General features: G+C 48.5%; 15 protein-coding genes. 11 read left to right on the top strand and 4 right to left on the bottom strand.

Going from position 1 to position 24,790, the window contains the following annotated elements; all coding sequences use genetic code 11:
• Window positions 1–150: 150 nt before the first annotated feature.
• The 3 genes from MEALZ_RS13445 to galE all read left to right on the top strand — a co-directional run bounded on the left by MEALZ_RS13445 (window position 151) and on the right by galE (window position 4,044).
• Window positions 151–948 (top strand): S1 family peptidase, encoded by a 798-nt coding sequence (locus tag MEALZ_RS13445; RefSeq protein ID WP_223842306.1) that lies wholly within the window; start codon window positions 151–153, stop codon window positions 946–948.
• A gap of 555 nt (window positions 949–1,503) precedes the next feature.
• On the top strand, window positions 1,504–2,892 hold the full coding sequence (locus MEALZ_RS13440) for a TIGR03013 family XrtA/PEP-CTERM system glycosyltransferase (protein ID WP_014149197.1): 1,389 nt from the start codon (window positions 1,504–1,506) through the stop codon (window positions 2,890–2,892).
• A gap of 102 nt (window positions 2,893–2,994) precedes the next feature.
• A complete protein-coding gene (galE, locus tag MEALZ_RS13435) occupies window positions 2,995–4,044 on the top strand; it encodes a UDP-glucose 4-epimerase GalE (protein ID WP_223842305.1) in 1,050 nt (349 codons plus the stop codon).
• 395 nt (window positions 4,045–4,439) lie between these two features.
• Here galE and cysC read toward each other — a convergent pair whose 3' ends face one another.
• Together cysC and MEALZ_RS13425 are read right to left on the bottom strand one after the other, a co-directional pair.
• Window positions 4,440–5,051 (bottom strand): adenylyl-sulfate kinase, encoded by a 612-nt coding sequence (cysC, locus tag MEALZ_RS13430; RefSeq protein ID WP_014149195.1) that lies wholly within the window; start codon window positions 5,049–5,051, stop codon window positions 4,440–4,442.
• A 20-nt stretch (window positions 5,052–5,071) separates the two neighbouring features.
• On the bottom strand, window positions 5,072–6,037 hold the full coding sequence (locus tag MEALZ_RS13425) for a DHH family phosphoesterase (protein WP_014149194.1): 966 nt from the start codon (window positions 6,035–6,037) through the stop codon (window positions 5,072–5,074).
• Between the two features lie 381 nt (window positions 6,038–6,418).
• On the opposite strand from MEALZ_RS13425, the gene MEALZ_RS13420 reads away from it, so the two are divergent.
• Both MEALZ_RS13420 and galU read left to right on the top strand, forming a co-directional pair.
• Window positions 6,419–7,816: a mannose-1-phosphate guanylyltransferase/mannose-6-phosphate isomerase gene (locus MEALZ_RS13420; RefSeq protein ID WP_014149193.1), complete on the top strand. Its 1,398-nt coding sequence runs from the start codon at window positions 6,419–6,421 to the stop codon at window positions 7,814–7,816.
• A 157-nt stretch (window positions 7,817–7,973) separates the two neighbouring features.
• Window positions 7,974–8,855 (top strand): UTP--glucose-1-phosphate uridylyltransferase GalU, encoded by an 882-nt coding sequence (galU, locus tag MEALZ_RS13415; RefSeq protein ID WP_014149192.1) that lies wholly within the window; start codon window positions 7,974–7,976, stop codon window positions 8,853–8,855.
• Between the two features lie 901 nt (window positions 8,856–9,756).
• On the opposite strand, the gene MEALZ_RS13410 is transcribed toward galU, so the two are convergent.
• A complete protein-coding gene (locus MEALZ_RS13410) occupies window positions 9,757–10,473 on the bottom strand; it encodes a DUF6901 family protein (RefSeq protein ID WP_014149191.1) in 717 nt (238 codons plus the stop codon).
• A 289-nt stretch (window positions 10,474–10,762) separates the two neighbouring features.
• On the opposite strand from MEALZ_RS13410, the gene MEALZ_RS13405 reads away from it, so the two are divergent.
• Entirely contained in the window at window positions 10,763–11,302 is a 540-nt protein-coding gene (locus MEALZ_RS13405; RefSeq protein ID WP_014149190.1) for a response regulator, read from the top strand.
• Window positions 11,303–11,715: 413 nt separating this feature from the next.
• On the opposite strand, the gene MEALZ_RS13400 is transcribed toward MEALZ_RS13405, so the two are convergent.
• Window positions 11,716–13,020, bottom strand: coding sequence for an HD domain-containing phosphohydrolase (locus MEALZ_RS13400; protein WP_014149189.1), 1,305 nt, complete (start codon window positions 13,018–13,020; stop codon window positions 11,716–11,718).
• Between the two features lie 284 nt (window positions 13,021–13,304).
• Here MEALZ_RS13400 and MEALZ_RS13395 point away from each other — a divergent pair, with 284 nt between their 5' ends.
• The 5 genes from MEALZ_RS13395 to MEALZ_RS13375 all read left to right on the top strand — a co-directional run bounded on the left by MEALZ_RS13395 (window position 13,305) and on the right by MEALZ_RS13375 (window position 23,415).
• Window positions 13,305–14,450: an exonuclease SbcCD subunit D gene (locus tag MEALZ_RS13395; protein WP_014149188.1), complete on the top strand. Its 1,146-nt coding sequence runs from the start codon at window positions 13,305–13,307 to the stop codon at window positions 14,448–14,450.
• Entirely contained in the window at window positions 14,447–17,509 is a 3,063-nt protein-coding gene (locus tag MEALZ_RS13390; RefSeq protein WP_014149187.1) for an SbcC/MukB-like Walker B domain-containing protein, read from the top strand. The genes MEALZ_RS13395 and MEALZ_RS13390 overlap by 4 nt, the downstream gene beginning before the upstream one ends.
• Before the next feature lie 293 nt (window positions 17,510–17,802).
• Entirely contained in the window at window positions 17,803–19,839 is a 2,037-nt protein-coding gene (locus MEALZ_RS13385; protein ID WP_014149186.1) for a sulfatase-like hydrolase/transferase, read from the top strand.
• A gap of 1,226 nt (window positions 19,840–21,065) precedes the next feature.
• Window positions 21,066–21,668, top strand: coding sequence for a Uma2 family endonuclease (locus tag MEALZ_RS13380; RefSeq protein ID WP_014149185.1), 603 nt, complete (start codon window positions 21,066–21,068; stop codon window positions 21,666–21,668).
• 193 nt (window positions 21,669–21,861) lie between these two features.
• Window positions 21,862–23,415, top strand: coding sequence for an ATP-binding protein (locus tag MEALZ_RS13375; protein ID WP_014149184.1), 1,554 nt, complete (start codon window positions 21,862–21,864; stop codon window positions 23,413–23,415).
• Window positions 23,416–24,790 lie beyond the last annotated feature (1,375 nt).

Raw genomic sequence — 24,790 nt, 5'->3', positions numbered from 1 at the left:
GCAGTTAGCAGTTAGCAGTTAGCAGTTAGCAGTTAGCAGTTAGCAGTTAGCAGTTAGCAGTTAGCAGTTAGCAGTGAATAGTGAATAGGGCTGCTTTTGGATATGGGCGAAAATGATAAATTGGACATTGAGTGGAACTGGAGAATTGATTTGAATAGTCGGCGTCGAAATTATGGTTTTTTTGGGGTTGTTGTAGCGGTGTTTTTCGGTGTGATGTGCTCGGCTTCAAGTTTTGCATCCGATTCTTTACCGGCAACGATAGAAAGAATTAAGCCCGGCATAGTCGTTGTCGGTACTTTTCAACGAACGCGCAGCCCCAGGGGGCTGTTTTTAGGAACCGGTTTTGCCATCGGCGATGGCAGTTTAGTCGTTACCAACGCACATGTGGTAGCAAAGCAATTGGATGAAGGGCATTTGGAGTCGTTAGCGGTTTTTATTCGTCGCGGCGGCAAGGATCAAATGGTTCAGGCAAGACAGGTTGCGACTGATCCGGAGCATGATTTGGCCATTCTCAAGCTGTCCGGTAATGCCCGGCTGCCGCCGATGAGGCTTGGCGATTCCAGTAAAGTGAAAGAAGGAGAGTTGTACGCCTTTACCGGTTATCCGATAGGTATGGTGCTTGGGCTTTTTCCGGTAACGCATCGAGGTATCGTGTCGGCTATTACGCCGATGGCGATTCCGGTTATCCAGTCTAGGCAATTGAACACAAAAATGCTTAAGCGCTTACGTAACCCTTATGATGTGTTCCAACTCGATGCAACGGCTTATCCGGGAAATAGCGGTAGTCCTTTATACGATCCCGAATCAGGCGAAGTAGTCGGTATCATTAACAAAGTTTTCGTCAAGGAAAGCAAGGAACAGGTGCTGTCCCAGCCGAGCGGTATTACCTATGCGATACCTGTGGTCTATTTGAGGCAGTTGATGGGAAAGGTGAAAGGGGAAAGGTGAAAGGGGAAAGGTGAAAGGGGAAAGGGGAAAGGGGAAAGAGGAAAGAGGAAAGAGGAAAGAGGAAAGAGGAAAGAGGAAAGAGGAAAGAGGAAAGAGGAAAGAGGAAAGAGGAAAGAGGAAAGGGGAAATTAGGGGTTGACAAGTGGTTAAAATGCCGGATCATTTTACCGCTCACCGCTCACCGCTCACCGCTCACCGCTCACCGCTCACCGCTCACCGCTCACCGCTCACCGCTCACCGCTCACCGCTCACCGCTCACCGCTCACCGCTCACCGCTCACCGCTCACCGCTCACCGCTCACCGCTCACCGCTCACCGCTCACCGCTCACCGCTCACCGCTCACCGCTCACCGCTCACCGCTCACCGCTTACCGCCCACTGTCCCGGTGAAGGTGGAAGATATTTTGCCGTTGCCGGTTTATGGGGCTACACTTGTTGCGTCGAGTCTTTCGTGTAAATTTGTTTAACCCCCTATACCATTATGGTTTGAAGTTTTTAAGCTTGTGAATAAATTCTCTATAACTCTCCGTTTTGAAACCGACTATCGGCAATCGATATGATCAGGATTTTTCGTCATTATATTTCTAGCGCGTTTTTATGGTTGCTCGTTTTCGAAGCGGTCATTTTTTATTTCGCGATGTATCTGGGCAGTCAGGTACGTTTTCTTTATCAGCCCTCTTGGTACTCGGAAGCCGATATTGTTAATGCTAGTCTGATTTTTGCGGCTATTTTTACCTTATGCAATATCTCGCTAGGACTGTACCGGCGAAACTTGGGTATCCAAGAATACGACTTATTGGCGCGGGTCAGCTTTAGCTTCGGCGTCGGCATCTTTGTCGTGGTTTCGATTTATTACCTTTTTCCCAATTTTCTGATTGCGCGGAGCGTATTGGGCGTTTCTATCGTTTTTGCCTTTTTAGGCATGATGTTGATTCGGTATTTTTTTTATCGTTATTCCAAAATCGATAGGATTAAAAAACAAGTACTGGTCGTAGGTAGCGGTAATAAGGCAAAAGAATTGGTCGAATTAAATGCCGGTTATTTACATAAGTCTTTCAATATTGCCGGTTTCGTGGCTTTGCCCGATGAATTGTGTTGCATCGATGAAGCGCTGTTGATCAAGCAAGATAAGTCGCTTAACGAGGTTGCTCAAGATTTGAATATTGATGAGATCGTTTTGGCGATCGACGATAGACGTCGGGGAATGCCGTTGACTAAGCTACTCGATTGCAAAATGTCGGGTTTCGATGTGATCGATTTGGTTACCTTTTACGAACGAGAAAGGGGGATTGTTTCTCTTACAAACGTTTATCCGAGTTGGTTTTTATTTTCGGATGGTTTCGCGGTCAGCGGTTTAAGGTCAATAGGTAAAAGGCTTTTCGATATCTTGGTGAGTTTGATTTTATTGGCGGTGGCCTGGCCCATCATGTTGATGACTTCGATCGCGATTTTGATAGAAAGCGGAATCAAGGCGCCGATTTTTTATCGGCAAGTCCGGGTCGGCGAAAATAATCGCAATTTCGAAGTCATTAAATTCCGCAGCATGGTCGTCGATGCCGAGAAGAACGGCGCGCAATTCGCTCAAGAAAAGGATAATAGGATCACTAAAGTCGGCGCTTTCATTAGGAAATGCCGTATCGACGAATTACCGCAAATATTTAATGTGTTAACAGGCGACATGAGCTTCGTCGGACCTAGGCCGGAAAGGCCCGAATTCGTCGAAGGGTTTGTTGAACGGATCGATTATTATGCCGAACGACATCGTGTTAAGCCGGGCATTACCGGTTGGGCGCAGATATCGTATCAATACGGTGCTAGCGAAGACGATACGGTTAGGAAGCTCGAGTACGATCTTTATTACGTCAAAAATTACAGTTTATTTTTAGATATCAGCATCATTCTACATACGATTGAAATTGTTGTTTGGGGGAAGGGGGCTAGGTGAGAATTTATATTGAAAGATGAAAGATGAAAGATGAAAGATGAAAGATGAAAGGTGAAAGGTGAAAGGTGAAAGGTGAAGGGTGAGGAGTTTGGAGAGGTTGATTTGAATAAAAAATGTATTTTAGTGACCGGCGGTGCCGGTTATATCGGTAGTCATACTTGTGTGGAGTTGCTTCAGGCCGGTTTTGAAGTCGTCGTGGTCGATAATTTATCGAACAGTAAATTGGAAGCGTTGCACCGAGTCGAATCAATTACCGGTAAATCCCTTGCGTTTTATCAAGTCGATATTAGAGATCGAAGCGGAATGGACCGGGTTTTCAATGAGTACAACATCGATGCGGTGATTCATTTTGCCGGACTCAAGGCGGTTGGGGAATCGTGCAGTAAACCTTTGGAGTATTACCACAATAATATTTACGGTACTTTGGTGTTGACCGAAGCGATGGCGGAGGCCGGGGTCAAAAATCTGGTATTCAGTTCTTCGGCGACGGTCTACGGCGATCCGCATAAAGTGCCTATCGAAGAAAGCTTCCCGTTGTCGGCGACTAATCCGTACGGAAGAACAAAGCTGTTTATCGAGGAAATTTTGAGGGACTTATCGGCAGCCGATCGCTTGCAAGATTCCGGTATTCCCTGGAAAATTGCTTTGTTGCGGTATTTTAATCCGATCGGCGCGCATGAAAGCGGCCTGATCGGCGAAGATCCTAACGGTATACCGAATAATCTCATGCCCTATATTGCGCAAGTGGCGATCGGTAAATTGACGGAGTTGTCGGTATTCGGTAACGATTACCCGACTCCGGACGGCACCGGGGTTAGGGACTATATCCATGTAGTCGATTTGGCGAAGGGTCATTTGAAAGCGCTTGAAGCCTTGTTTGCTTACCCGTCAAATCATGGTGCTTGCACGGCGTTTAACTTGGGTACCGGCAAGGGCTACAGTGTTCTTGATATGGTTCAAGCATTTGAGCGGGTTACCGGTCAAAAGGTGCCTTATAAAATCGTTCCAAGACGGGCCGGCGATATCGCCGAATGCTATGCCGATCCGGCTTTTGCGCAACAGCAACTCGGGTGGCATAGCGAAAAAAATCTGCAAGATATGGTTGCAGATACTTGGCGTTGGCAAAGCCGAAATCCGCAAGGGTATGCTTAATCAATTCGTTTCCTGATTACTAACAAGCTTCAGCTAAAATCGGAACGTAACAGATCCCATGAATGCTGTTAATCGTCACCTAAGCAGGGATTGCAGGGGGGCAGATTGAATGGATGCGACTAGGCAAAGTATTAAAGGCACATGAGTATCCTGCGGGACGGGTTATTTAACCCGTCCCCAACGTTTCTGCTTGCTTCGGCCATGGTTGAAACGTTTCGGACTGGGTTGTAAACAAACCCAGTCCAGCCGTAACAATTCAGCTCCCCCTTATCGTTCCCATGCTCTGCGTGGGAACGATAAGGGGGAGCTGAATAATTATGTCCTGCCAAAGAGTTGCCAAACCTTTAACAAAACTCATAGCTTCAAGATGTTATTTATCCATGAAGTCCTAAGCGTTAACCGGGCCTTACTATGCTCCGTTGCAACAACAGTTTCATAACGGCTTGAACGCTTTCGTCCAGCGAGAGTGCATGCGTATTGACTATCAGCTCGGGTTTTTCGGGTTCCTCGTAAGGCGAGTCGATACCTGTAAAAAAAGGAATCTTGCCGGCACGCGCTTTTTTATACAACCCTTTCACGTCTCTTTGTTCGCAGGTTTCCAGCGGGCATTGACAGTAGATTTCGATGAAATCGCCGTGAGGGACCAATTTCCGTGCGGAACTTCGGTCTGCGCGGAATGGTGAAATAAAAGCCGTTAATGTAATCACACCGGCTTCAATCATTAATTTGGCCATTTCGCCGATTCTTCTGATGTTTTCTACTCTATCCTCATCGCTGAAGCCCAAATCGCTGCAAAGGCCATGTCGGACATTGTCGCCGTCCAAAACGAAGGTCGAACAACCATAACGGTGCAAATAGTCTTCGACGGCATGAGCCAATGTCGACTTTCCCGAACCGGACAAGCCGGTAAACCACAGTATCACGCTTTTATGTTTATGTAGTTTTTCTCTGTCGTTACGGGTGATGGTGGCGTTATGCCAAACGGTATCGGTGCTTTTTTGAGTCATATTGATTTGATGGGAATGAATTAACGAAAGGATGAATAATGCGTTTCGAAGCGATCGATAAATTGCGGGAGAGTTTCTATCGGTAGATGATTGATGCCGGCCGCGGCTTTGCGTCCGCCTCCGGTAGGAAACATCGCGCATAGTTCGTCGGCGCCGGTTTTATGAGTATGCGGAGCCCTGACGCTGACCAAATAGCCGCCCGAGCGGTTATGGCTCAGTATCGCATGCGCGCGGTCGGGATGAGCATTGGCTAGCTCGTTGGCGAAAACGCCGCTGATGCGTCTGGCCCAAGCTTCGTCAGGCAAGATATAAACCGCCACTGATGTCGTGCTGTATTCCGACGCAATGCTTTTGGCGTGCGCCAGATCATTGTTATAACCGTCTGAAAGACGATTATAAATCACGGCTTTGTCATTGATAAAATCGAACGGAGACGAGTATCCGGCCATTTCTAAATACAGTTCGCCGGGCGGGAAATGCAGATCCTTGATGCAGCTGCCGTAACCGTTGTAATTGATACACACGCCAAGTTGTTTGAGCTGTTCGGTTTGGGCTTCGGACAAGGATAGTTCATTGGCTAGTTGCGTGGCCGGTTGGTCCAGATTATCCCCGAAGGCGGCCGTGATGGCCCATTCCCGGTAGCGTCCTTGTAAGAAACGGTCGACGAGTAAACTGGTGCAGACATTGGCATCGGTATCGATCAGAGCGGTTAATGCGGTATGATCGGGGATATCCCCGGGCCGGTGATGATCGACATAGAATACTTCGGCGCCTTGATCCAGAATGCGCTGGAGCGCGAGCAGATTCTTTTCCAATGAAATGTCCAGGACCAAGACTTTGTCGCCGGCTCGAGCGTCGACTCGCTCGAGCAAATCGATGTCGCGCTTAATTCCGGTCACCAATAGCGCGTCTGCGGGCTCTGCAAGCCGAAGCTGAATTAAGGCGCAAATGCCGTCGGCATCGCCATTGAAAACATCGAAGCGCATGCGTTTTTCCTTAAATAATAAACAATGGAAGGCAAAGTATAGGCAAAAGCCGGCGCGATACCAACTGCCTAAGAGAAAAGGTTAGATAAACCCGCTATAATCTTTATCGTTGTCTGTAAAAATTGTAATTATTCAGCATAAGTCATGTATGAGAAGGTGTCAGGGATTGATTTATAAGGCTGTCTGCAACAGGACGTTGCAGTCAGAGCTTACAGGGATGTATTCACCCAGCACCTAAATTCCATAGGCCATTGGCTATGGTTAGCTATCTTAAATAATTTAGGTGCTGGGTTCACGCGTCCTTAGAAATCAATGCCTGACACCAACCTACCGCATGCGCTGAATAGTTACTAAAAATTTATCATTACCAAGGATTTTCCTATGATACCTGTTATTTTATCCGGCGGTTCGGGCACCCGGTTGTGGCCGTTGTCTCGCGGACAATATCCTAAGCAATTTCTACCGCTGGTTTCCGAGCAAACGATGATTCAGGAAACCGTGCTGAGGCTCAATGGACTCAAACATATCAAACCTCCAATCGCCGTTTGTAATGAAGATCATCGCTTCATGCTGGCCGAGCAAATGTGGGAAATCGGCGTCAAACCGGCCTCCATCATTTTGGAACCGGTCGGCAAAAACACCGCGCCTGCTGTCGCGATGGCGGCTTTATCGGTTGCGTCCGACGACGTGCTTTTGATCTTGCCGGCCGATCACGTCATTGCCGATTGCGCCGCGTTTCATCAAGCCGTCATTGCCGCCGATACCTTGGCTAGGCAAGGGCAATTGGTGACTTTCGGTATTGTGCCGACAAAGCCTGAAACCGGTTATGGCTACATTCAACGTTCGCAGTCGCAACAGGGCGAGGCATTCAAGGTCGCGGCCTTCGTCGAGAAACCGGATGCGGAAACCGCGCAGCGTTATATCGAAAGCGGCGATTTTTATTGGAACAGCGGCATGTTCGCTTTCAAAGCCGGCGTTTATCTCGACGAATTGGCGAAATTCAACCCCGAGATGTTGCAGGTTTGCCGAGAAGCACTGCAATCGGCGCAACAGGATTTGGACTTTACCCGTATCGGCAAGGAGGTTTTTTCGACCTGTCCGGCCGATTCGATCGACTATGCCGTGATGGAAAAAACCGCCAATGCCGTTGTTATCCCGCTCGATGCCGGGTGGAACGATGTCGGTTCATGGACGGCTCTTTGGGATGTAACGCCGAAAGATGACGCGGGCAATGCAGTCTTCGGCGATGTTTTGGCGGTCGATACCGAAAATTCTTATTTGTATTCCAAAGATAAATTGGTTGCCGCCATCGGCGTTCAGGATCTGGTCATTGTCGAAACCGACGACGCCTTATTGGTTGCGTCCAAGGACAAAGTGCAGGAAGTCAAAGCGATCGTCGATTTTTTGAAAAGCCAAAAACGCAGTGAAGCCGATTTACATCGCAAGGTATATCGTCCGTGGGGGCATTACGATTCGGTCGATAATGGGGAGCGCCATCAAACCAAACGTATTTTGGTCAAACCCGGCGCTAAATTATCCTTGCAAAAACATCATCACAGGGCCGAACATTGGATCATTGTCAAAGGTACCGCTTTGGTCACCAAGGGCGATCAACAGATTCTATTGGCCGAAAACGAGTCGATTTATATCCCGCTAGGGACCGTTCATTGTTTGGAAAATCCCGGCGTAATTCCTCTCGAAATGGTCGAGGTACAATCGGGTAGCTATCTAGGCGAGGACGATATTGTGCGTTTTCAAGATCAATATGGTAGGGTTTGACTAACATTGTAGGGCGACCGACCTGCCGGTTATACCTTTGGCACTTCAAATTTCGGCGGTGCCGAATTTTGATATACGATGAGTATATCGATGCGATAGCGTTTATAACCCCCCATCCAAAACTTTCAGATCTTAATTTCATTAACAGGAGATATCGATGAAACAAATTATCACGAAAGCCGTATTTCCGGTCGCGGGTTTAGGCACCCGGTTTTTACCGGCCACCAAAGCTAGTCCGAAAGAAATGTTGCCGGTCGTCGATAAACCGTTGATTCAATATGCAGTCGACGAGGCAGTCGCCGCAGGAATCGATACGATGATCTTTGTGATTGGCCGGAACAAAACATCGATTGTCGATCATTTCGACAAAGCCTACGAGCTTGAAACCGAGCTGGAAGCGAAAGGCAAGATTCAAACTTTACGGATGATACAAAATATCGTACCGCCGCATGTCTCCTGCGTTTATATTCGGCAGTCCGAAGCACTGGGGTTGGGACATGCGGTTTACTGCGCGCGGCCTATCGTCGGCGACGAACCGTTTGCGGTTATTTTAGCCGACGATTTAATCGAAGACAAACACCGTGGATGTATGCGACAAATGGTTAGCGTATTCAATCAGGAACGCAGTAGCGTTTTAGGAGTCGAGCGAGTCGATCCGTCGGAAACCGGTAGTTACGGCATCGTTAAGACCGAACCGGTCTCGGAGAAATTAAGCGATGTGAAATTGATTGTTGAAAAACCTAAGCCGGAGGAAGCGCCGTCGAATTTAGCGGTGGTTGGCCGCTATATTTTGACGCCGGCGATTTTCGATAAAATCAAACGGACCAAAAAAGGCGCCGGCGGAGAAATACAGCTCACCGATGCGATCGCCGCATTGATGGCCGACGAACAGGTTTTGGCGTATGAGTTTGAAGGGCAGCGCTACGATTGCGGTTCCAAGCTCGGCTTTTTAATCGCGACGGTCGAGCATGGCTTATTGCATGAAGAGTTGAAAAACGATTTTGCCGATTATCTGAAAAATCTCGCGGCTCGGATTTAAGACCGGGCACGAAATAAGTTAGGCAACTGACGCCAGGATTTTCCTCGTTCCCACCGCTCCTGCGTGGGAACGTATACCGATTTTGCCTTCGGCTGCCAAGTTATGAGTTCCCAAGGAGGGCCGCTCATCGTTATACATAAAATGTACGCTGCGCGTACCAAAGCCGTGCCCAGGCGGCTCGGTTGGTACATCAACATTGCGGGGTTACCATGGTACGCACAGCGTACCCTACGCGGATCGCCTAGCGCTAGGTGACACTGCCATTAAGTTAAGCCGTTCGTGGTGAGCCTGTCGAACCATGGACGGCTTAACTTATCGACCCAGGATTTTTCCATTCACCCTTCGACAGGCTCAGGGCGAACGGAAAAATCCTTAACTTAACCTGATTAGTAAGATGCTTCAGCTTGCCGAAGCCAAGTGTCCGAGCAGGGGCCAGTCGTAGTCGCAAAAACTAAAATATGCTGTTACCCAAGCTCCAGCTTGGGTAACCTGTTCAGGAAGCTCTAGCTTCCCGACAATCAAGAAAGATTGAACGAGCGAGCGAGTGGGGGTTGATTGAGAATGTGCGGAGGTTGTGTCGGTCTCAGGAAGCTGGAGCTTCCGGATTATCTTTCCCAAGCTGGAGCTTGGGAAAAAGCATGATGTGGGTTGGCCGTTTTTAGCTTGACTCGCATGGCTTGCGAACCCCGTCCTGCTAGGGATGTGCTGATCTTTGGGCTTTAGCTGAAGAAACTTGCTAATCAGGTAACTTAATGGCAGTGAGCGCTAGGTGAGGGATAGCCGAGAGTGCCAAGTGACAATAAAGGGTATCGAGGTCTCATTAGCTGAGATTGCAAAAGGGTATTTTTTGACTTATGTATAACGATGATCGGATGACCGGGGAAACCGAAAAAGCTTTGATTTAATCCGTTTCGATGTTGATCCCATAGCCTTGAAACAAAGAACGAATTTCTTCGAGTCCATCTTCGATAGACCAGCTAACCGAGCGTGATAGCAGATCGAGCAGGATGATGGCATTGACGGTGGCATCCTCGGTGCTTGCCGCTCTAAAACGGTTGGCAAGGGCTTTATTGATGATTTGCAGGTTTTGATAACGCTGCATCAGTTCATCCAATTCGAAGGTATGATCAAGACCTTGCTTATACTTGAAATATTGCCCCAGCAAATACATCGATGTACTGCGGTAAATCGTTTCGTCGTCGCTGGCCAAGGGAAGATGAAAGCGTGCCATCGGCTTTAAATGTTCGGTATGAGGGCAGGGGCTAGTGGCCATGATTAAACCTAGCAACGAGCTTAATGCCCGCTGCATCGTGGTTTTTCCGCTGATCGTTCGTTCCGGTGTGATAACGTCTAGTGCCACCGACTCATAAGAAACCAGCATGCCGCATAATTCCATAAGCGGTTGCAAATTGACCGCAACGGGACATTGCGGTGAATCCTCCTTTGCCAAGGTGCAATTGCTGCATTGATGGTATTCGAGCTCGGTCCAGAATGGCGGTTCCGTGAGCTGGGGACGGGTAAAGGTCATCGTTGTTTGATCGATTTCAATCGCGAATTCAATAACTTTATTGTCGGCGAACGAAAAACGATAGAGAAAATGTAAGTTTTGATCGGTCATGCGATTTTCCAATATGAAGCCGTCTTGTCGTTGATATTCAGTGGTGCTTCGGTTTCTATACCTTTCGCACTTCAAATTTCGGCAGTGCCTGAGGAGGCGACAGGGTGTGCGGCAAAGGCTTTGCCAGCATGGAGCTGGCATAGAGCCTACAGGGATGTATTCACGGCGTCCTTTGACGGACACCCTGGCGCCGAATTTTGATCTGCGATGGGTATAAGTTTACTTTATCGATTAGACTTTATATAAGCATTGCTTGATTTTGGCAAAGAATGATTTTAACGGGTGGATTATGAACGAGGATGCGGCAAAAATTTTATTGGTGGATGACGAACAAAATGTTCTCAAGGCTTTATCCAGGATTTTGCGGGATTATCATTTAGTGACCGCGCAGAGTGGGGAAGAATCATTACTATTAGCCAAAGAAATCGAATTCGATTTAGTGATTTCGGATTATCGAATGCCGGGCATGGACGGTGTTGAGTTTCTAAAGAAGTTCATTAAGTTGCAACCGAATGCCATGCGGATGATTCTGACCGGCTACGCCGACCTCGAAAGCGCTCAGCATGCGATCAATGAAGCAGGCGTATTCCGGTTTCTGAATAAACCTTGGAATAATCTCGAAATAATCAATGCGGTTGCAGTTGCGCTAGAGCATAAACGAATATTACAAGAAAATAAGGACTTAGCCGATCAGGTCCGAAGGCAGCAAGCGCTTTTGAAAGACCAAGATACTATACTCAGAGCATTGGAAGCCGAAGAGCCCGGTATTACGAAGGTCAATTGGGCCGCAGACGGTTCGATCATCATCAATGAAGATGAATATGAATAACGGAGTTAAAGATTTACCTGATTAGCAAGTTTCTTCAGCTAAAGCCCAAAAACCAGGATATCCCTGGCAGGACGGGGTTTGCAACCCCGTCCCGCAGAAGTCGCAGCGGTTACGACTGGCCCGCTCGGGCATTTGGCTCCGGCAAGCTGAAGCATCTTGCTAATCAGGAAGATTTAAAGCGAATCGTAGGGTACGCTGCGCGTACCTTATGTCGGCGCAAGGCACAATGATCCTAAATTCGGCCGTTTAACCATGAAGCACATGAAGTATTTCAAGAAATTACCTAAATGTTTTCTTCATGATCTTCATGGTGAAATGCTTTTTCTAGAATGATGGTACGCACAGCGTCCCCTACAGTCTTCAAGTTTCGAAATTGGCGTCGTATGAATTTCTGCTATTAACGCGAACATAGCCTATTTATTGCCTAATCGGACTTTGATTGACAATTGCCCCCCGTTTTCTCGTAAATTGAAAATATCGTTTACGTTTTTTTCGGTTAGTATCCGGTCTTTTAAATACAGTAGATCATTGCATAACACTTCCTCGACTTCCATTCCTGCTTGCAATTGAGTCCAGGACATTTCGATTACCGGCCTATCGTCCTCTTCCGATTCAGGCAAGTATTGCAGAAAGATATCGCTGACATCGGGGTCATAGAGACTCCCTTTTTTCAGTTCAATATGCTTTTTGACTTGAACGATCGGTAACGATTCGCCGGTTAGCGTGCCGTCGAGATAGGAAATGTAGTCCCGGATTACCGCGAGGATACGCGAGCCGATCGGTATTTCCGTGCCGATCAAGCCTTTCGGCATGCCTGAACCGTCGTAATGTTCATATTGGTGATAAATGATCGAGGCGGCTTCTTGGAGCTGCCGGATGTCTTTTAGCATCATTTGCCCTTCCTCGGCATGTTTGTAATAGCGCTTTTTATCGTTCCACGATAATGAAAACAACGCTTGATTCAAGAGCTCGTCGGGCAAACTCATTTTGCCGATTTGCAATAGTAAACCCGCATACATCACGTCGTTGATTTCTTCATCGCTCAATTGCAACAGCCGCGCGACGTTTCGGCCATTTTCCGCAAAAAATTTGGCATGACCGCTTTTGATGCCGGGCCGCATTTCGATAATTCGGGCAAAGGTTTTAATCGAGTCGGTATATTGTTTTTTTAAGGTTTTGTTGGCTTTGTCGATTTGTGCCAACGATTTTTTTAATTGCTGGGTTCTTTGTTCAACCTTGTCCTCAAGGTGTGCATTGAGTTCCTTGAGTTGTTCGTTTTGATCCTGAACGATGGCGAATAAGCGGTTACGTTCATCGCGAATGAATTTTTGCTCCAACGCATTATGCACCAGTATCTTGAGCTCGTTATCGTCCCAAGGCTTACTGCAGTAGCTATATATCTTGCCTTTATTGACAGCTGCGATCGTCGATTCGATGTCGGCATAACCGGTCAACAAAATACGCACCGTCTCCGGCCATTGCTCGGCCGCCTTGGCTAGAAATTCCGCGCCGTCCATTTTCGGCATGCGCATGTCGGACAGGATCAAGTCGACCGGCTCTTGGTTTAATAGCGCCAAGCCTTCCGAACCGTTTTCAGCGATATGAATCGTATAGTTGCAGGAACGGAACAAGCGCTTTAACGCCTTGAGTATATTCTGCTCATCGTCGACGAGTAGTAACACGGGCTGAATTTTTGCATCCGTTGATGGGGCGTTCATAGGATGAATCCTGGGCAAGTTGACTGTCGTTGGTTAAGATATTTTTTGTTAAGTTAATATAGCTTAGCATTGACGATAGCGTTAAGGGTAAGTTGTGAGCTTCTAAGGTAGAATAGCCAAAAAAGTTCGGTTTATTATTTCACTGCTAACTGCTAACTGCTAACTGCTAACTGCTAACTGCTAACTGCTAACTGCTAACTGCTAACTGCTAACTGCTAACTGCTAACTGCTAACTGCTAACTGCTAACTAATCTTAGCCCGAGAGAAATAACTCAGGAGATTTTTTGAAATTCATACATACATCGGATTGGCATATCGGCCGGCAGTTTCACAATGTTTCGTTGCTCGATGATCAACATTATGTTCTCGAACAACTGATCGAACATATTAGGCGTGAGTCGGTCGATGCGCTGATCATTGCCGGCGATATCTACGACCGCTCGGTTCCGCCGGCTTCGGCCGTGCAATTGCTCGATGACGTGCTCAATACCATCTGTAACGACCTAGAGGTTCCGGTCGTCATGATTCCGGGCAACCATGACGGAGCCGAACGGCTGCGATTCGGGGCCAGGCAACTGAGCCGAGCGGGTCTTCATATCATCGGCGAATTGACGCAAATCACCGAACCTGTGATCTTGCAAGGCAAGGCCGGCCCGGTTTGCTTCTATGGAATCCCTTATAACGATCCCGAGTCGGTGCGCAATCACTTCGGCGTCGACGTATCCACTCATGACCAAGCGCACGCTTTTCTGGTCGAACAAATCAAGGCGGCAGCATCGGATCAAACTTCAAATGTATTAATAAGCCATTGCTTCATCGACGGCGCCGAAGCGTCCGAATCCGAAAGGCCTTTGTCGATCGGCGGCGCGGACCGCGTCAATTACGAGCCGTTTGCCGATTTCGATTATGTTGCGCTCGGGCATCTGCACAGTCCGCAGTATAAAGGCAAGGAGCATATTCGTTATTCCGGATCGATTCTCAAATATAGCTTTTCGGAACAAAGGCAACAGAAAGGCGTGACCTTGATCGAGTTGGATGTTGACGGACTAAAATCGACCGCGCATCTATCTTTACAGCCGCAACGCGATATGCGGACGATTGAAGGCGAATTGAAAACGATTTTGGAACAAGGCGAGACCGACCCGAACAATGACGACTATTTACTGATTAGACTGACAGACCGGCACGCGATTCTCGATCCTATCGGGAAATTGCGAGAAGTCTACCCGAATGTCTTGCATTTGGAAAAACCGGGCATGCTGGAAACCGGCGAGCGACAAGTCAATCGCGATAAACTCAAACAAGGCGAGTTGGAAATGTTTCGGGACTTCTTCGAGCAAGTCTTCGGTAGCACATTAACGCCGGAACAAGATGAGGCGATCCGTCATACGATTTCGCTTATTCATAAACAAGACGGTGATCGTGCGTGAAGCCAGTAAAACTGACGATTCAGGCATTCGGACCGTTTGCCGGTAATGAAAGCATCGATTTTCGTTTGCTTGGGTCCAGCCCTTTGTTTTTGATCAACGGCCCGACCGGTTCCGGTAAAAGCTCGATCTTGGACGCGATTTGTTTTGCATTGTACGGTCAAAGTACCGGCGCGGAGCGAGAACCGTCGCAGATGCGCTGCGATCATGCCGATATTAACATGCTGACCGAGGCGATCTTGGATTTTAATCTGGGGACTAAAAACTACCGTATCCGCCGCATTCCTGTTCAAGAGCGGCCTAAGAGCAAGGGCGAAGGTACCACGACGCAACAGGCCGAAGCTCAGCTGTGGCAACTCGACGGCACCGACGAAGGCAAGCTCATCGTTGCCAAAAGCGTGACCGATGCGACGAACGAAGTCAAACGATTGATTGGTTTGGATGTCGAACAATTTCGTCAAGTCATGGTATTGCCGCAAGGAAAATTCCGCGAATTGCTAATGGCCGATTCGAAAGAGCGGGAACAAATTTTCGGACAGCTATTTCGAACCGGAATTTACAAGCGCATCGAAGAGGCGTTAAAAAATCAAGCGGCAGGTATTCGCCAAGAAGTCGAACGGCATCGAAACCAGATCAAAGGGATTTTGCACAGCGCCGAAATGGCATCCGAAGCAGAAGTCGATGAAGCGCTCGAGGCTCTGCAACCCGAACTTGTTGCCGCTTCGGAGGAGAAGGAACAAGCCAATCAGAAAATGTTGCAGGCCGCGCGCGTCAGAGACCAAGCGCAAGCATTGAAGCAACGTTTCGATAATCTCGACACTAAGCAAAAAGCGCTGTCCGACAAAGCCGCACAAAAACCGGAAATCGATAAGCAACAGCATCGGCTCGACAGCGCATTGCAAGCTGAAAAAATTCGGTATCTCTACGATAATCATCGGGCCAAGACGAAAGAGAAGGCGAAATTACTCGAGCAGATTCAAGCCTGCCAAACAGCGCTTCAATTAGCCGCTGCAAACGAGCTAGAAGCCAAACAAAACGTCGATGCCGCTAAACAGGCTTACGCCGAGGTCGAGGCGTTGAAGCATAAGCGCATTGAACTTCAGCAATATCGAGACCGGATTGCGGAGCTGGCCGAGGCCAGGGTGACGCTCCAAAATCGCCAAAAAGAGCTAACCGCCGCGAGAAAAACATTCGATGCTCGAAAACTCGAACAACAAGCGCTGATTAACGAATTGGCGGACAAAGACAAGGCTTTTGTCGAAATCAGCCGCGAATTGGAATCTTTCGCGACGATGCGGATCGAATGGGAAGTGCAGCGCCGCAATCTTGAGCAACGCCAACAGTTAGAGGATCTGCGCAAGGCGCAAGCGCGCCTACAACGCAATGAAAGCCAGCTTGCCGCAGCCTTCGAAACGCAAAAAGCCGCCTGCGAGGCGTTTGAAAATGAAGCGCGTCAAATCGAGTTGCATTGGCATCTCGGACAGGCCGCGTTGTTGGCCGAAGCATTGCAAATCGGACAGCCTTGTCCGGTTTGCGGGAGTAAGGAACATCCGGAGCCGGCGGTAGCGGCAAATGATGAGGCGCTCGTGACCAAGCTGCAAGTCGATCAGGCGCGCGCCGATGAAAGTCAAGCGCGTAACCAGATGCAAAACGCCAAGGAAAAATGGGATGCCGCGTTGAATGAGTTGGCCGTCAATCGAAAAGATATCGAACAATTGGCGCGGCAATTAGAACAACTGGCCGAACAACCCTTGCAAGCGCTTGTCGATACGTTCGCTAACGTAAGCGAGACTGTCGATCGGCTCGTTGAGCGGCAAGTGCAACAAAAGACCTTAGGCGCGCGAATCGATACGATCAAAGGATTGCTCTCAAGCATGACCGAGACGCTTGCCGAGCTTGAAGCAAGTGCCGCTAGCGTCAACGAACAGTTCATTCAAGCCCGATCAAACACAGAGCAGTTAGAAAAATTAATACCCGAAGACTATCGGGAGCCGAAAGCGCTTGAACAAGTCTTGTCTCAGTTGAATCGGCGTATCACGGCATTGAGCGATGCATTGACTCAAGCGGAAGCCGACTATGCTGCAAAGCACTCAAACCTGGATAAGGCAAGCAGCAAACTGGAAGCCTTACATCAGCAGCGCGAGGCGCTTGAATGCCAATATAACGAGGCCGAAGCGCAATGGCACGATGCGCTCGCACGCAGCGCTTTTCCCGATGCCGACGCATTTCATTCAGCGTTGATGACCGACCCCGAACAGCACAGCCTCAAAGCCGAAATCGAAGCCTATCGAGACGAATTGGTCGGCTTGCAAGAAGTCGTCAAGCAACTTCAAGCCGATTTGGCAGGACATGCCCCACCCGACATGGAAGCGATCGAAGGGCAACTGACCGAACAGACCGCATGGTACCGAAAAGTCGAGGAAAGCTGGCGTAAACTTGAAGAACGCGTTAATCAGTTGGCCCGCGTCAAAGGCAAATTAACCCAGGCACGCGCCACGCAAGCCGAACTCGAGGCGCGTTACGAGGTGTTCGGCACGCTTAGCGATGTCGCCAATGGCCAAACCGGCGATAAGATCAGCCTGCAGCGTTTCGTGTTGAGCGTCTTGCTCGACGATGTGCTGATTCAGGCGTCCGAACGCTTGACTCTGATGAGCAAAGGTCGTTACCGACTGGTGCGCAAGGAAGACCGAGCCAAAGGCAATAAAGCGTCAGGCTTGGAGATGGAAGTCGAAGATGCTTATACCGGTAAAAATCGTCCGGTCGCGACCTTGTCGGGCGGCGAATCGTTCATGGCGGCTCTGGCGTTGGCGCTGGGCTTGTCGGATGTCGTGCAGTCCTATGCCGGCGGCATCAAGCTCGATACCTTATTCATCGACGAGGGTTTCGGCAGTCTCGATCCCGAGTCGCTGGATTTGGCGATCAGAACGCTGATCGATTTACAGGCCTCAGGTAGAATGATCGGTATCATCTCGCATGTGACCGAATTGAAGGAGCAAATGGCGCTAAGGCTCGATGTCATCGGCTCCAGAACCGGTAGCAGCGTGCGCACCATAACGGTTTGACACGGAAATCATCGGTATCAGTAAAAGAAAGCTAATGTTCCTTAGCAGACAGTGGTTACCGCTAAGCCAAACTCAATTGGTCGGGTAGGGCCGAAGCTTCCGGTTTTTGCTTCCCAAGTTAGAAGCTTGGGAAGCGGCGAATATAATACTCATTCCTTATGAATAGGCACGAAATAACTTAGGCTTTAGCGCCGGCATAACGGTATGTAATGACGCTTTATCAGATGAATTCAAAGAAATAACCTAAAATCCTAATCACAAAATCCCAACAAAATAATTAAACTAAACAATCCATGCCCTTCCTGAAGATCGAAGAATTCATTTGGCGACACAGAAGACCGTTTGTCGTCCTTTTTTCTGTTGTGATCATTCAATTTTTCGAACTGGCATTATTGCACGTTAAATACGATATTTTTACCGGCGGATTCTTACAGCCTTATTCCTACAGATCGCTACCCGAAAGAGCTATTTTTTTACTGCTTACACTTTGGTACGACTTCTTTCTCTGCGGCATACTGGCGAGCCTTTGGTTTTATACCGCCGACCGACTCAATAAATTCGGCATCATTATTTATTACGGCTTCACGGTTATCGTATTGCTGGCGATGGGGATTTGGCTCGGGCTCAAGTTCAAAGTCCTGTCCTATTTCAACGACACAATTAATTACCAAATCATCAGAAACTTGGGCGGGGGCAGTCTTAGGGAGGGCGTGCTCTATGCCTCTAACGAAATCGCTTTGTTTGTCGGCATCATGGCCGTTATTATCATCGTTTTTATCGCGATTGCCAGGTTGTTAACCCATCATGAATTTGTACGGGATTACCACCAGCAAAGCAACGAAATCAAAACATTCAAACGTTTATTAATAACTCTCGGAGTAATCACCCCCTTCTTGACCTATTTTATTTCCGAAAACCATTTTCTTCGCTACGGCTTGCAAAAAAAGACCTCTTATCACCTCGTTAGCTCGGTCTTAGATACGTTGACCGACTTCGACCGGGACGGCTACGGCCTCTTCAATTATCCTAAAGATCCGGCATTATTCGATTCGCGTATTTATCCCGGCGCCATGGATATTCCCGGCAATCAAGTCGACGAAGACGGCATCATGGGCGATGCCGTATTGATGCCGCTTAAAACCGACCCCTTGCGAGCGATCGAACCTCGGGCGGGAAAACACATTGTCTTGATCGTATTGGAAACCGCTCGATTCGATTTGCTTGAACAGCAAATCAACGGGCGATATGTCGCACCGGTTATACGCGAAATAGCGCAAACCGGTACCTCGGTCGATTATGCCTACAGTCATACCGGCTATACAGTCACATCGCTAACGGCGCTGTTTAATCGAGAGCTGATACAACACGATCACCGCATACGTTTGATCGATTATCTGCAAAAATCCGGTTACGGGATCTCAATTATTTCCGGTCAAGACGAATCATTCGGCGATATCGCCAAAAACACCGGCATGACCAACGAAGGGGTCTATTATTTCGATGCGCGCACGGCCATCAAAGACCGGGTGTTTCCCAGCAAAGACCCCGGCAGTCTAAGGCTTAGCGAAGAGCGCGTCGTAGCACAATTTCAACAACGTTTCAGCGAGCTTGAATTAGATAAGCCGCAATTTATCTACATCAACTTTCAAGCGGCGCATTTTCCGTATTCGCATCCGAACATGCAGAAAATCTTAATCGACGATTTCATTCCACGGTCGGAAATCCGGGCGGAAAATCGCGAAAGAGTCGCCGAAACTTATTGGAATGCCATCGCCAATGCCGATTGGGCGGTCGGGAAGGTGGTCGAAATGCTCAAAAGCAATCATCTCTACGACCAAACCACATTGGTCATACTAGGCGACCATGGCGAATCGTTATTTGAAGACGGATTTCTCGGACACGGCCATGCGATCAACGACGCGCAAACGCATATACCGCTTGTATTCAACGACCCCAATATAGAAGTAAAAGAAGCGATAGGGCAGATCGATGTCGCCGAAATGGCGATTCGTTCGGCATTCGGATTGCCGAATCAATGGCTCGACCAAGAAAAAACCGTCTTTCAGTTAGTCGGCAACTTAAAACTGCCGGCACTAATCGGGCATGTTAAATACGGCGGTGACCGGATCGTATTCGATTTTCGAAGCGAGCAAGCATTCTTGAGCGATCTACAGCAATGGAAGCCCTATCAAAACTGGTTGGAAGATCCGCAGCAGAGAGATCGCATGACGGCTATCATTCGAGAATGGGAAAATTTAAAATGGCATGAGTTTGAATACCGGCAACGGACGAAATTTCCAAGCGCTCAGGTTTATATGCATTTGCATTGAAGGTCCTAGAAGCTGTGAAAGTAATGGTGCGTATATCATGAAAAAATTTATTCACCATAAAGAACATGAAGGAAATGAAGTAAAAGACACATAAAAAATCAATAGTCTAATTTTTTGTAACTATTCAGTCCCCCGGCAATTATCGTTCCCACGCTCTGCGCTCGCCGTTATACATAAATTGTAGGGTACGCTGCGCGTACCAAAGCCGTGCCCTGGCGGTTCGGTTGGCACATGAATATCGCGGGGTTACCATGGTACGCACAGCGTACCCTACGCGGATCACCTAGCGTTAGGTGACACTGCCATTAAGTTAAGGATTTTTCCGTTCGCCCTAAGCCTGTCGAAGGGTGAATGGAAAAATCCTGGGTCGATAAGTTAAGCCGTCCATGGTTCGACAGGCTCACCACGAACGGCTTAACTTAATGGCAGTGAGCGTTAGGTGAGGGAGATCAGAGGGTGTTAAATGGCAATAAAAAGTATCGAGGTCTCATTGGTTAAGATTGCAAAAGGGTAATTTTTGACTTATGTATAACGTGAGAGCTGGAGCTTGGTAAAGAGAGGAAGGGGGAGGCCAACAATTACTCCTGAATTGCGGTAATTTGCTAACGGGGCTGAATAATTACCTTTTTTTATACCCATCGTAGATCAAAATTCGGCACCGGGGTGTCCGCCAAAGGACGCCGTGAATACGTCCATGACGGTATCGAGGCCTAATGGGCTAAAAGAGCCGCGTAGGTCGAGTTAGGCGGAGCCGTAACCCGACTATCGATGAATAAAATGTCGGGTTACGCTAGCGCTAACCCGACCTACACTACTCAGTTTATAGGTATTGCTAACGATAGGAGACTTCTGCGGGACGGGTTATTTAACCCGTCCCCAACGTTTCGGTTTGCCCTAAACATTTCGGCTGACTTCGGCCAAAGTCAAAACGTTTAGGACGGGGTTGCAAACCCCGTCCTGCTAGGGATATGCTGGTTTTTGGGCTTTAGCTGAAGAAACTTGCTAATCAGGAAAAAGATAAGTATTCAGCCCCCTCTTTGAAAAAGACGACTGCACGGATGCAGGAGGTAGGGCAATGCAGGAGCAATTGCCGAGGGGCTAGGGGAGATTTTTTAAATACCCCCCCCTCAATCCCCTTTTTCAAAGGGGGAGGCCAACAATACGCCTGGATTGCGGTAATTTGCCAACGGGGTCTGAATACTTTCGTAAAAAGAGGTACAACGAAGATGAACGTGAAATACAAGATCGACTCAGTATCGATACAAGATTATCTGGAAGGCGAGCTGCAAAGCGAAATCAAACACGAATACATCGACGGTCAAGTCTATGCGATGGCCGGCGCGAGCACCAATCATAATCGTATCGTCGCCAATATACTCAGCGCTCTCCACGCTAAATTAAGAAAAACACCCTGCGAGCCGTTCGCATCGGATATGAAAGTGCGGGTAGCCGACGATTTCTATTATCCCGATGTGCTGGTTGTATGCAATCATCAGGGCAACGACTACGGCGTTACCGGTGCACCGATACTCATCGTCGAAGTCTTATCCAAAGCCACGCGAAAAATCGATCAAACGCTAAAAAGACAGGCTTATCAAAGCTTAGAAAGTCTGCAAGAATACGTCGTGATCGAACAAGACTTTGTCGACGTGGAAATATGCCGACAAAAAAACCATTGGCAATCGGAACACTATTTCATGGGCGATGAATTACACTTAGAAACAATCGATTGCCGCATACCGGTAGAAATGATTTACGAACGAGTCGAAAACGAAGATGTGCTGAATTATCTAGAGCAGCAAGCCAGCGCGATGCAGAATGAAAATTAAACTAACCCCCCTCAATCCGCATTTTACAAAGGGAGAGGCTGGTTTGTAATTCGCCGTTTGTATGTGGGAGCGACGCCTACGTCGCGATTTCGAGGCCCGAAAGGCCAGGTAAAACTAAACGGTATCGAAGCCTAATGAGCTAACCCGACCTACGGCTTCTGCCAAAACACATTCAAAATCCGAAATCAAGCACATGACCCGAAAAAAACTCCCCATCGGCATACAAACCTTCGAGAAAATCCGCGAAGATGATTATTACTATGTCGATAAAACGCGCTTTATATTGCAGTTAATCGACGAAGGCACGCATTATTTCCTATCCCGCCCGCGCCGCTTCGGAAAATCCTTGCTGCTAGACACGATCGGCGAACTGTTCGCCGGTAACGAAACGCTGTTTCAGGGACTGTACTGCCATGACCGCTGGGACTGGTCGAAACGAAATCCAGTCATTCGCATCAGCTTTGGCGGCGGCGTGGTGCGAAGTGTAGCGGACTTGGAGCGCCGCATACTCGCCTTATTGCGTACCAATAGAGAAAATCTCGGGCTCAGTTGCAGCGACGAAACGGATATACCCGGCTGTTTTGCCGAACTGATACAAGGTGCTGCCAAAGCCGCTGGTGAACGGGTGGTCGTGTTGATCGACGAATACGACAAACCGATATTGGATAACATTACTAACCCGGCACTTGCCGCCGAAATACGCCATGGCTTGCGCAACTTATATTCGGTAATCAAAGACTCGGACGCCCACATACGCTTTGCATTTCTAACCGGCGTGTCGAAATTCAGCAAAGTCAGCTTGTTTTCCGGACTGAACAATCTGCAAGACATCACTGTAGACAAACGCTACTCGGCCCTTTGCGGCTACACCGCCGAAGATGTCGACACGGTATTTGCGCCGGAACTGGAAGGGCTCGACCGCGAACAGATGCGCGAGTGGTATAACGGCTACAACTGGATGGGGGAGGCGGTCTACAACCCGTTCGATTTGTTGCTGTTATTCAGCACCCGAGAATTCAAACCGTTTTGGTTTGAAACCGGCACGCCGACGTTCTTGATCGATGTATTGACCGAGCGCGGCTTTTTCGCACCGGATTTCGAACGCCTTCACGCCAGCGAAGCACTGCTGTCGACCTTCGACGTCAACAACATCGCCACCGTGGCTCTGCTCTGGCAGACCGGTTATTTAACGCTGAACGGCAGCCGACAACAGGGCGCGCGAATCGAATATGCGCTGAAATACCCTAATCTCGAAGTCAAAAGCGCATTGAACGATGCCTTACTGAAAGGCCTGGTCAACGACGGCATGTTGGCCGAACAAGCCCAAAGCCGATTCTATGATTTATTGAGCGCCAACGACTTCACCGGCCTAAAAACCCATTTTGAAAGCCTCTATGCCAGCATCCCGAACGATTGGTACCGCAACAACCCGATCGCGCAATACGAAGGTTTTTATGCGAGCGTGTTTTACAGCCACATTGCTGCATTGGGTTTAGACATCGTCTTGGAAGACGTTACCCACCAAGGCCGCATCGACATGACAGTCCGCTTCAACGAACAAATTTATCTGTTCGAATTCAAAGTAGTCGAATTAGTCCCGGAAGGAAAAGCCTTACAGCAACTAAAAGATAAACGCTATGCCGACAAATACCGCAGCTTAAATCAACCGATCCACCTGATCGGCGTAGAATTCAGCAAAGACAGCCGTTCGGTGGTAGGCTTTGAAGTCGAACAAGCGACAAGCTGATGAACTCAAGTGGGAAAATACCAAGTTACAATAAATGGCATCAAGGTCACAAAGACTAAAACATGCTGTTACCCAAGCTCCAGCTTGGGTAACCTGTTCAGGAAGCTCTAGCTTCCCGACGATCAAGGAAGTTTAAACGAGCAAGTTGGGGTTGATTGAGGTTGTATCGGTCTCAGGAAGCAGGAGCTTCCTGGATGTGTTTCCCAAGCTGGAGCTTGGGAAAGAGCGGGATGCAGGTTGGCCGTTTTTAGCTTGACGCGCATGGTTTACAAACCCCATCCTGCATAGTAAATGGTATCGAGGTCACATTAGCTAAAATGGCAAGTCGGAATCAACGAGTTATGAACAACGATGAGAACTAGTGAAACAACGCATGGCTCGACCAAGAAAAAACGGTCTCTCAATTAGCAGGCAACTTAAAACCACCGGCACTCATCGGACGTAATTATTCACATCCCCCTTATCGTTCCCACGCTCCAACGCATAAGTATAAATATACCTAATTGTGCAAAAAGTAGCGATCGAGCGCTAAATGGTTGTGTTGTCCGGAAAGGCTATTGGTGTTTGAGCGTTACTGCCTTGGATAGTCGCGACGAAGGCGTCGCTCCCACAGAGAGCGGCGGACGCCCTGATAGGGGTAGGGAAGATTTCTCTCCCCTCCCTCCGAACCGTGCATGCGGTTCTCCCGCACACGGCTCTCCAGTCGGTGGTTTCCTCATCGGGACAAGCTGGTGAGCAATGGTGTTATTAATTGGTGAACCCCATTACTCCGCGTTACCACGTCAGCCCGCAAACTCGGTTTGATTCGTTACCTTCGGCTCCCTTCAACGGCTGAGCCTCTTTAAGCCTTTTACCTGAGGTTGGCTTAATGGCCGTGACACCGAACGCTACCTCGTTTCCACCTTCCTACCCTTCTTTCCTATGGCCGGTTTTGCTAGCCGGCTTTTACCATCTTTTCCCCTCTCGGTTTAGGCTCGTGTTTGTTTTCTCTGTTTCCGCCTGGTTTCCCAGCGGTGCCACACTGTCCTCGCCTTGCCTTGAGCTTCCTCGACTTACGGTAATATAAGGGTTCTGACTCCTGCCACGGTCACCTCCGTAACAGGTCTCCCCAGTTTCTTCACAATACCTTCTGAACATTCCACTCCCAACCACAAGGTAGGCCCATTTATCGTTTTATCTGCCACAACAACGTAAATGATGGTTTTCAGGCTTCGTCGACTCCCAGGGGACTCGCCGCCTTACCCCGCCGAATCGGATTCGCTTTACTGCGGACTGCTCTTTTGCCTCCAGTTGCTCTCCACCCCACCTCGCGGTGACGCAGTTACTTTCAGCTACGACGTTATGGCTTACGCCGACAGGGACTTACACCCTGCTG

The organism is Methylotuvimicrobium alcaliphilum 20Z (assembly GCF_000968535.2).
Lineage (GTDB): Bacteria > Pseudomonadota > Gammaproteobacteria > Methylococcales > Methylomonadaceae > Methylotuvimicrobium > Methylotuvimicrobium alcaliphilum.
Note: the sequence above shows the minus strand (reverse complement) of the source record. Positions and strands in the feature narration are given on the sequence as shown.

What these genes read in the sequence shown, in the direction of transcription:
- MEALZ_RS13440 (WP_014149197.1), top strand. Translation starts at nt 1,504, where the DNA reads ATGATCAGGATTTTTCGTCATTATATTTCTAGCGCGTTTTTATGGTTG.
- cysC (WP_014149195.1), bottom strand. Translation starts at nt 5,051, where the DNA reads ATGACTCAAAAAAGCACCGATACCGTTTGGCATAACGCCACCATCACC.
- MEALZ_RS13425 (WP_014149194.1), bottom strand. Translation starts at nt 6,037, where the DNA reads ATGCGCTTCGATGTTTTCAATGGCGATGCCGACGGCATTTGCGCCTTA.
- MEALZ_RS13420 (WP_014149193.1), top strand. Translation starts at nt 6,419, where the DNA reads ATGATACCTGTTATTTTATCCGGCGGTTCGGGCACCCGGTTGTGGCCG.
- galU (WP_014149192.1), top strand. Translation starts at nt 7,974, where the DNA reads ATGAAACAAATTATCACGAAAGCCGTATTTCCGGTCGCGGGTTTAGGC.
- MEALZ_RS13410 (WP_014149191.1), bottom strand. Translation starts at nt 10,473, where the DNA reads ATGACCGATCAAAACTTACATTTTCTCTATCGTTTTTCGTTCGCCGAC.
- MEALZ_RS13405 (WP_014149190.1), top strand. Translation starts at nt 10,763, where the DNA reads ATGAACGAGGATGCGGCAAAAATTTTATTGGTGGATGACGAACAAAAT.
- MEALZ_RS13400 (WP_014149189.1), bottom strand. Translation starts at nt 13,020, where the DNA reads ATGAACGCCCCATCAACGGATGCAAAAATTCAGCCCGTGTTACTACTC.
- MEALZ_RS13385 (WP_014149186.1), top strand. Translation starts at nt 17,803, where the DNA reads ATGCCCTTCCTGAAGATCGAAGAATTCATTTGGCGACACAGAAGACCG.
- MEALZ_RS13380 (WP_014149185.1), top strand. Translation starts at nt 21,066, where the DNA reads ATGAACGTGAAATACAAGATCGACTCAGTATCGATACAAGATTATCTG.
- MEALZ_RS13375 (WP_014149184.1), top strand. Translation starts at nt 21,862, where the DNA reads ATGACCCGAAAAAAACTCCCCATCGGCATACAAACCTTCGAGAAAATC.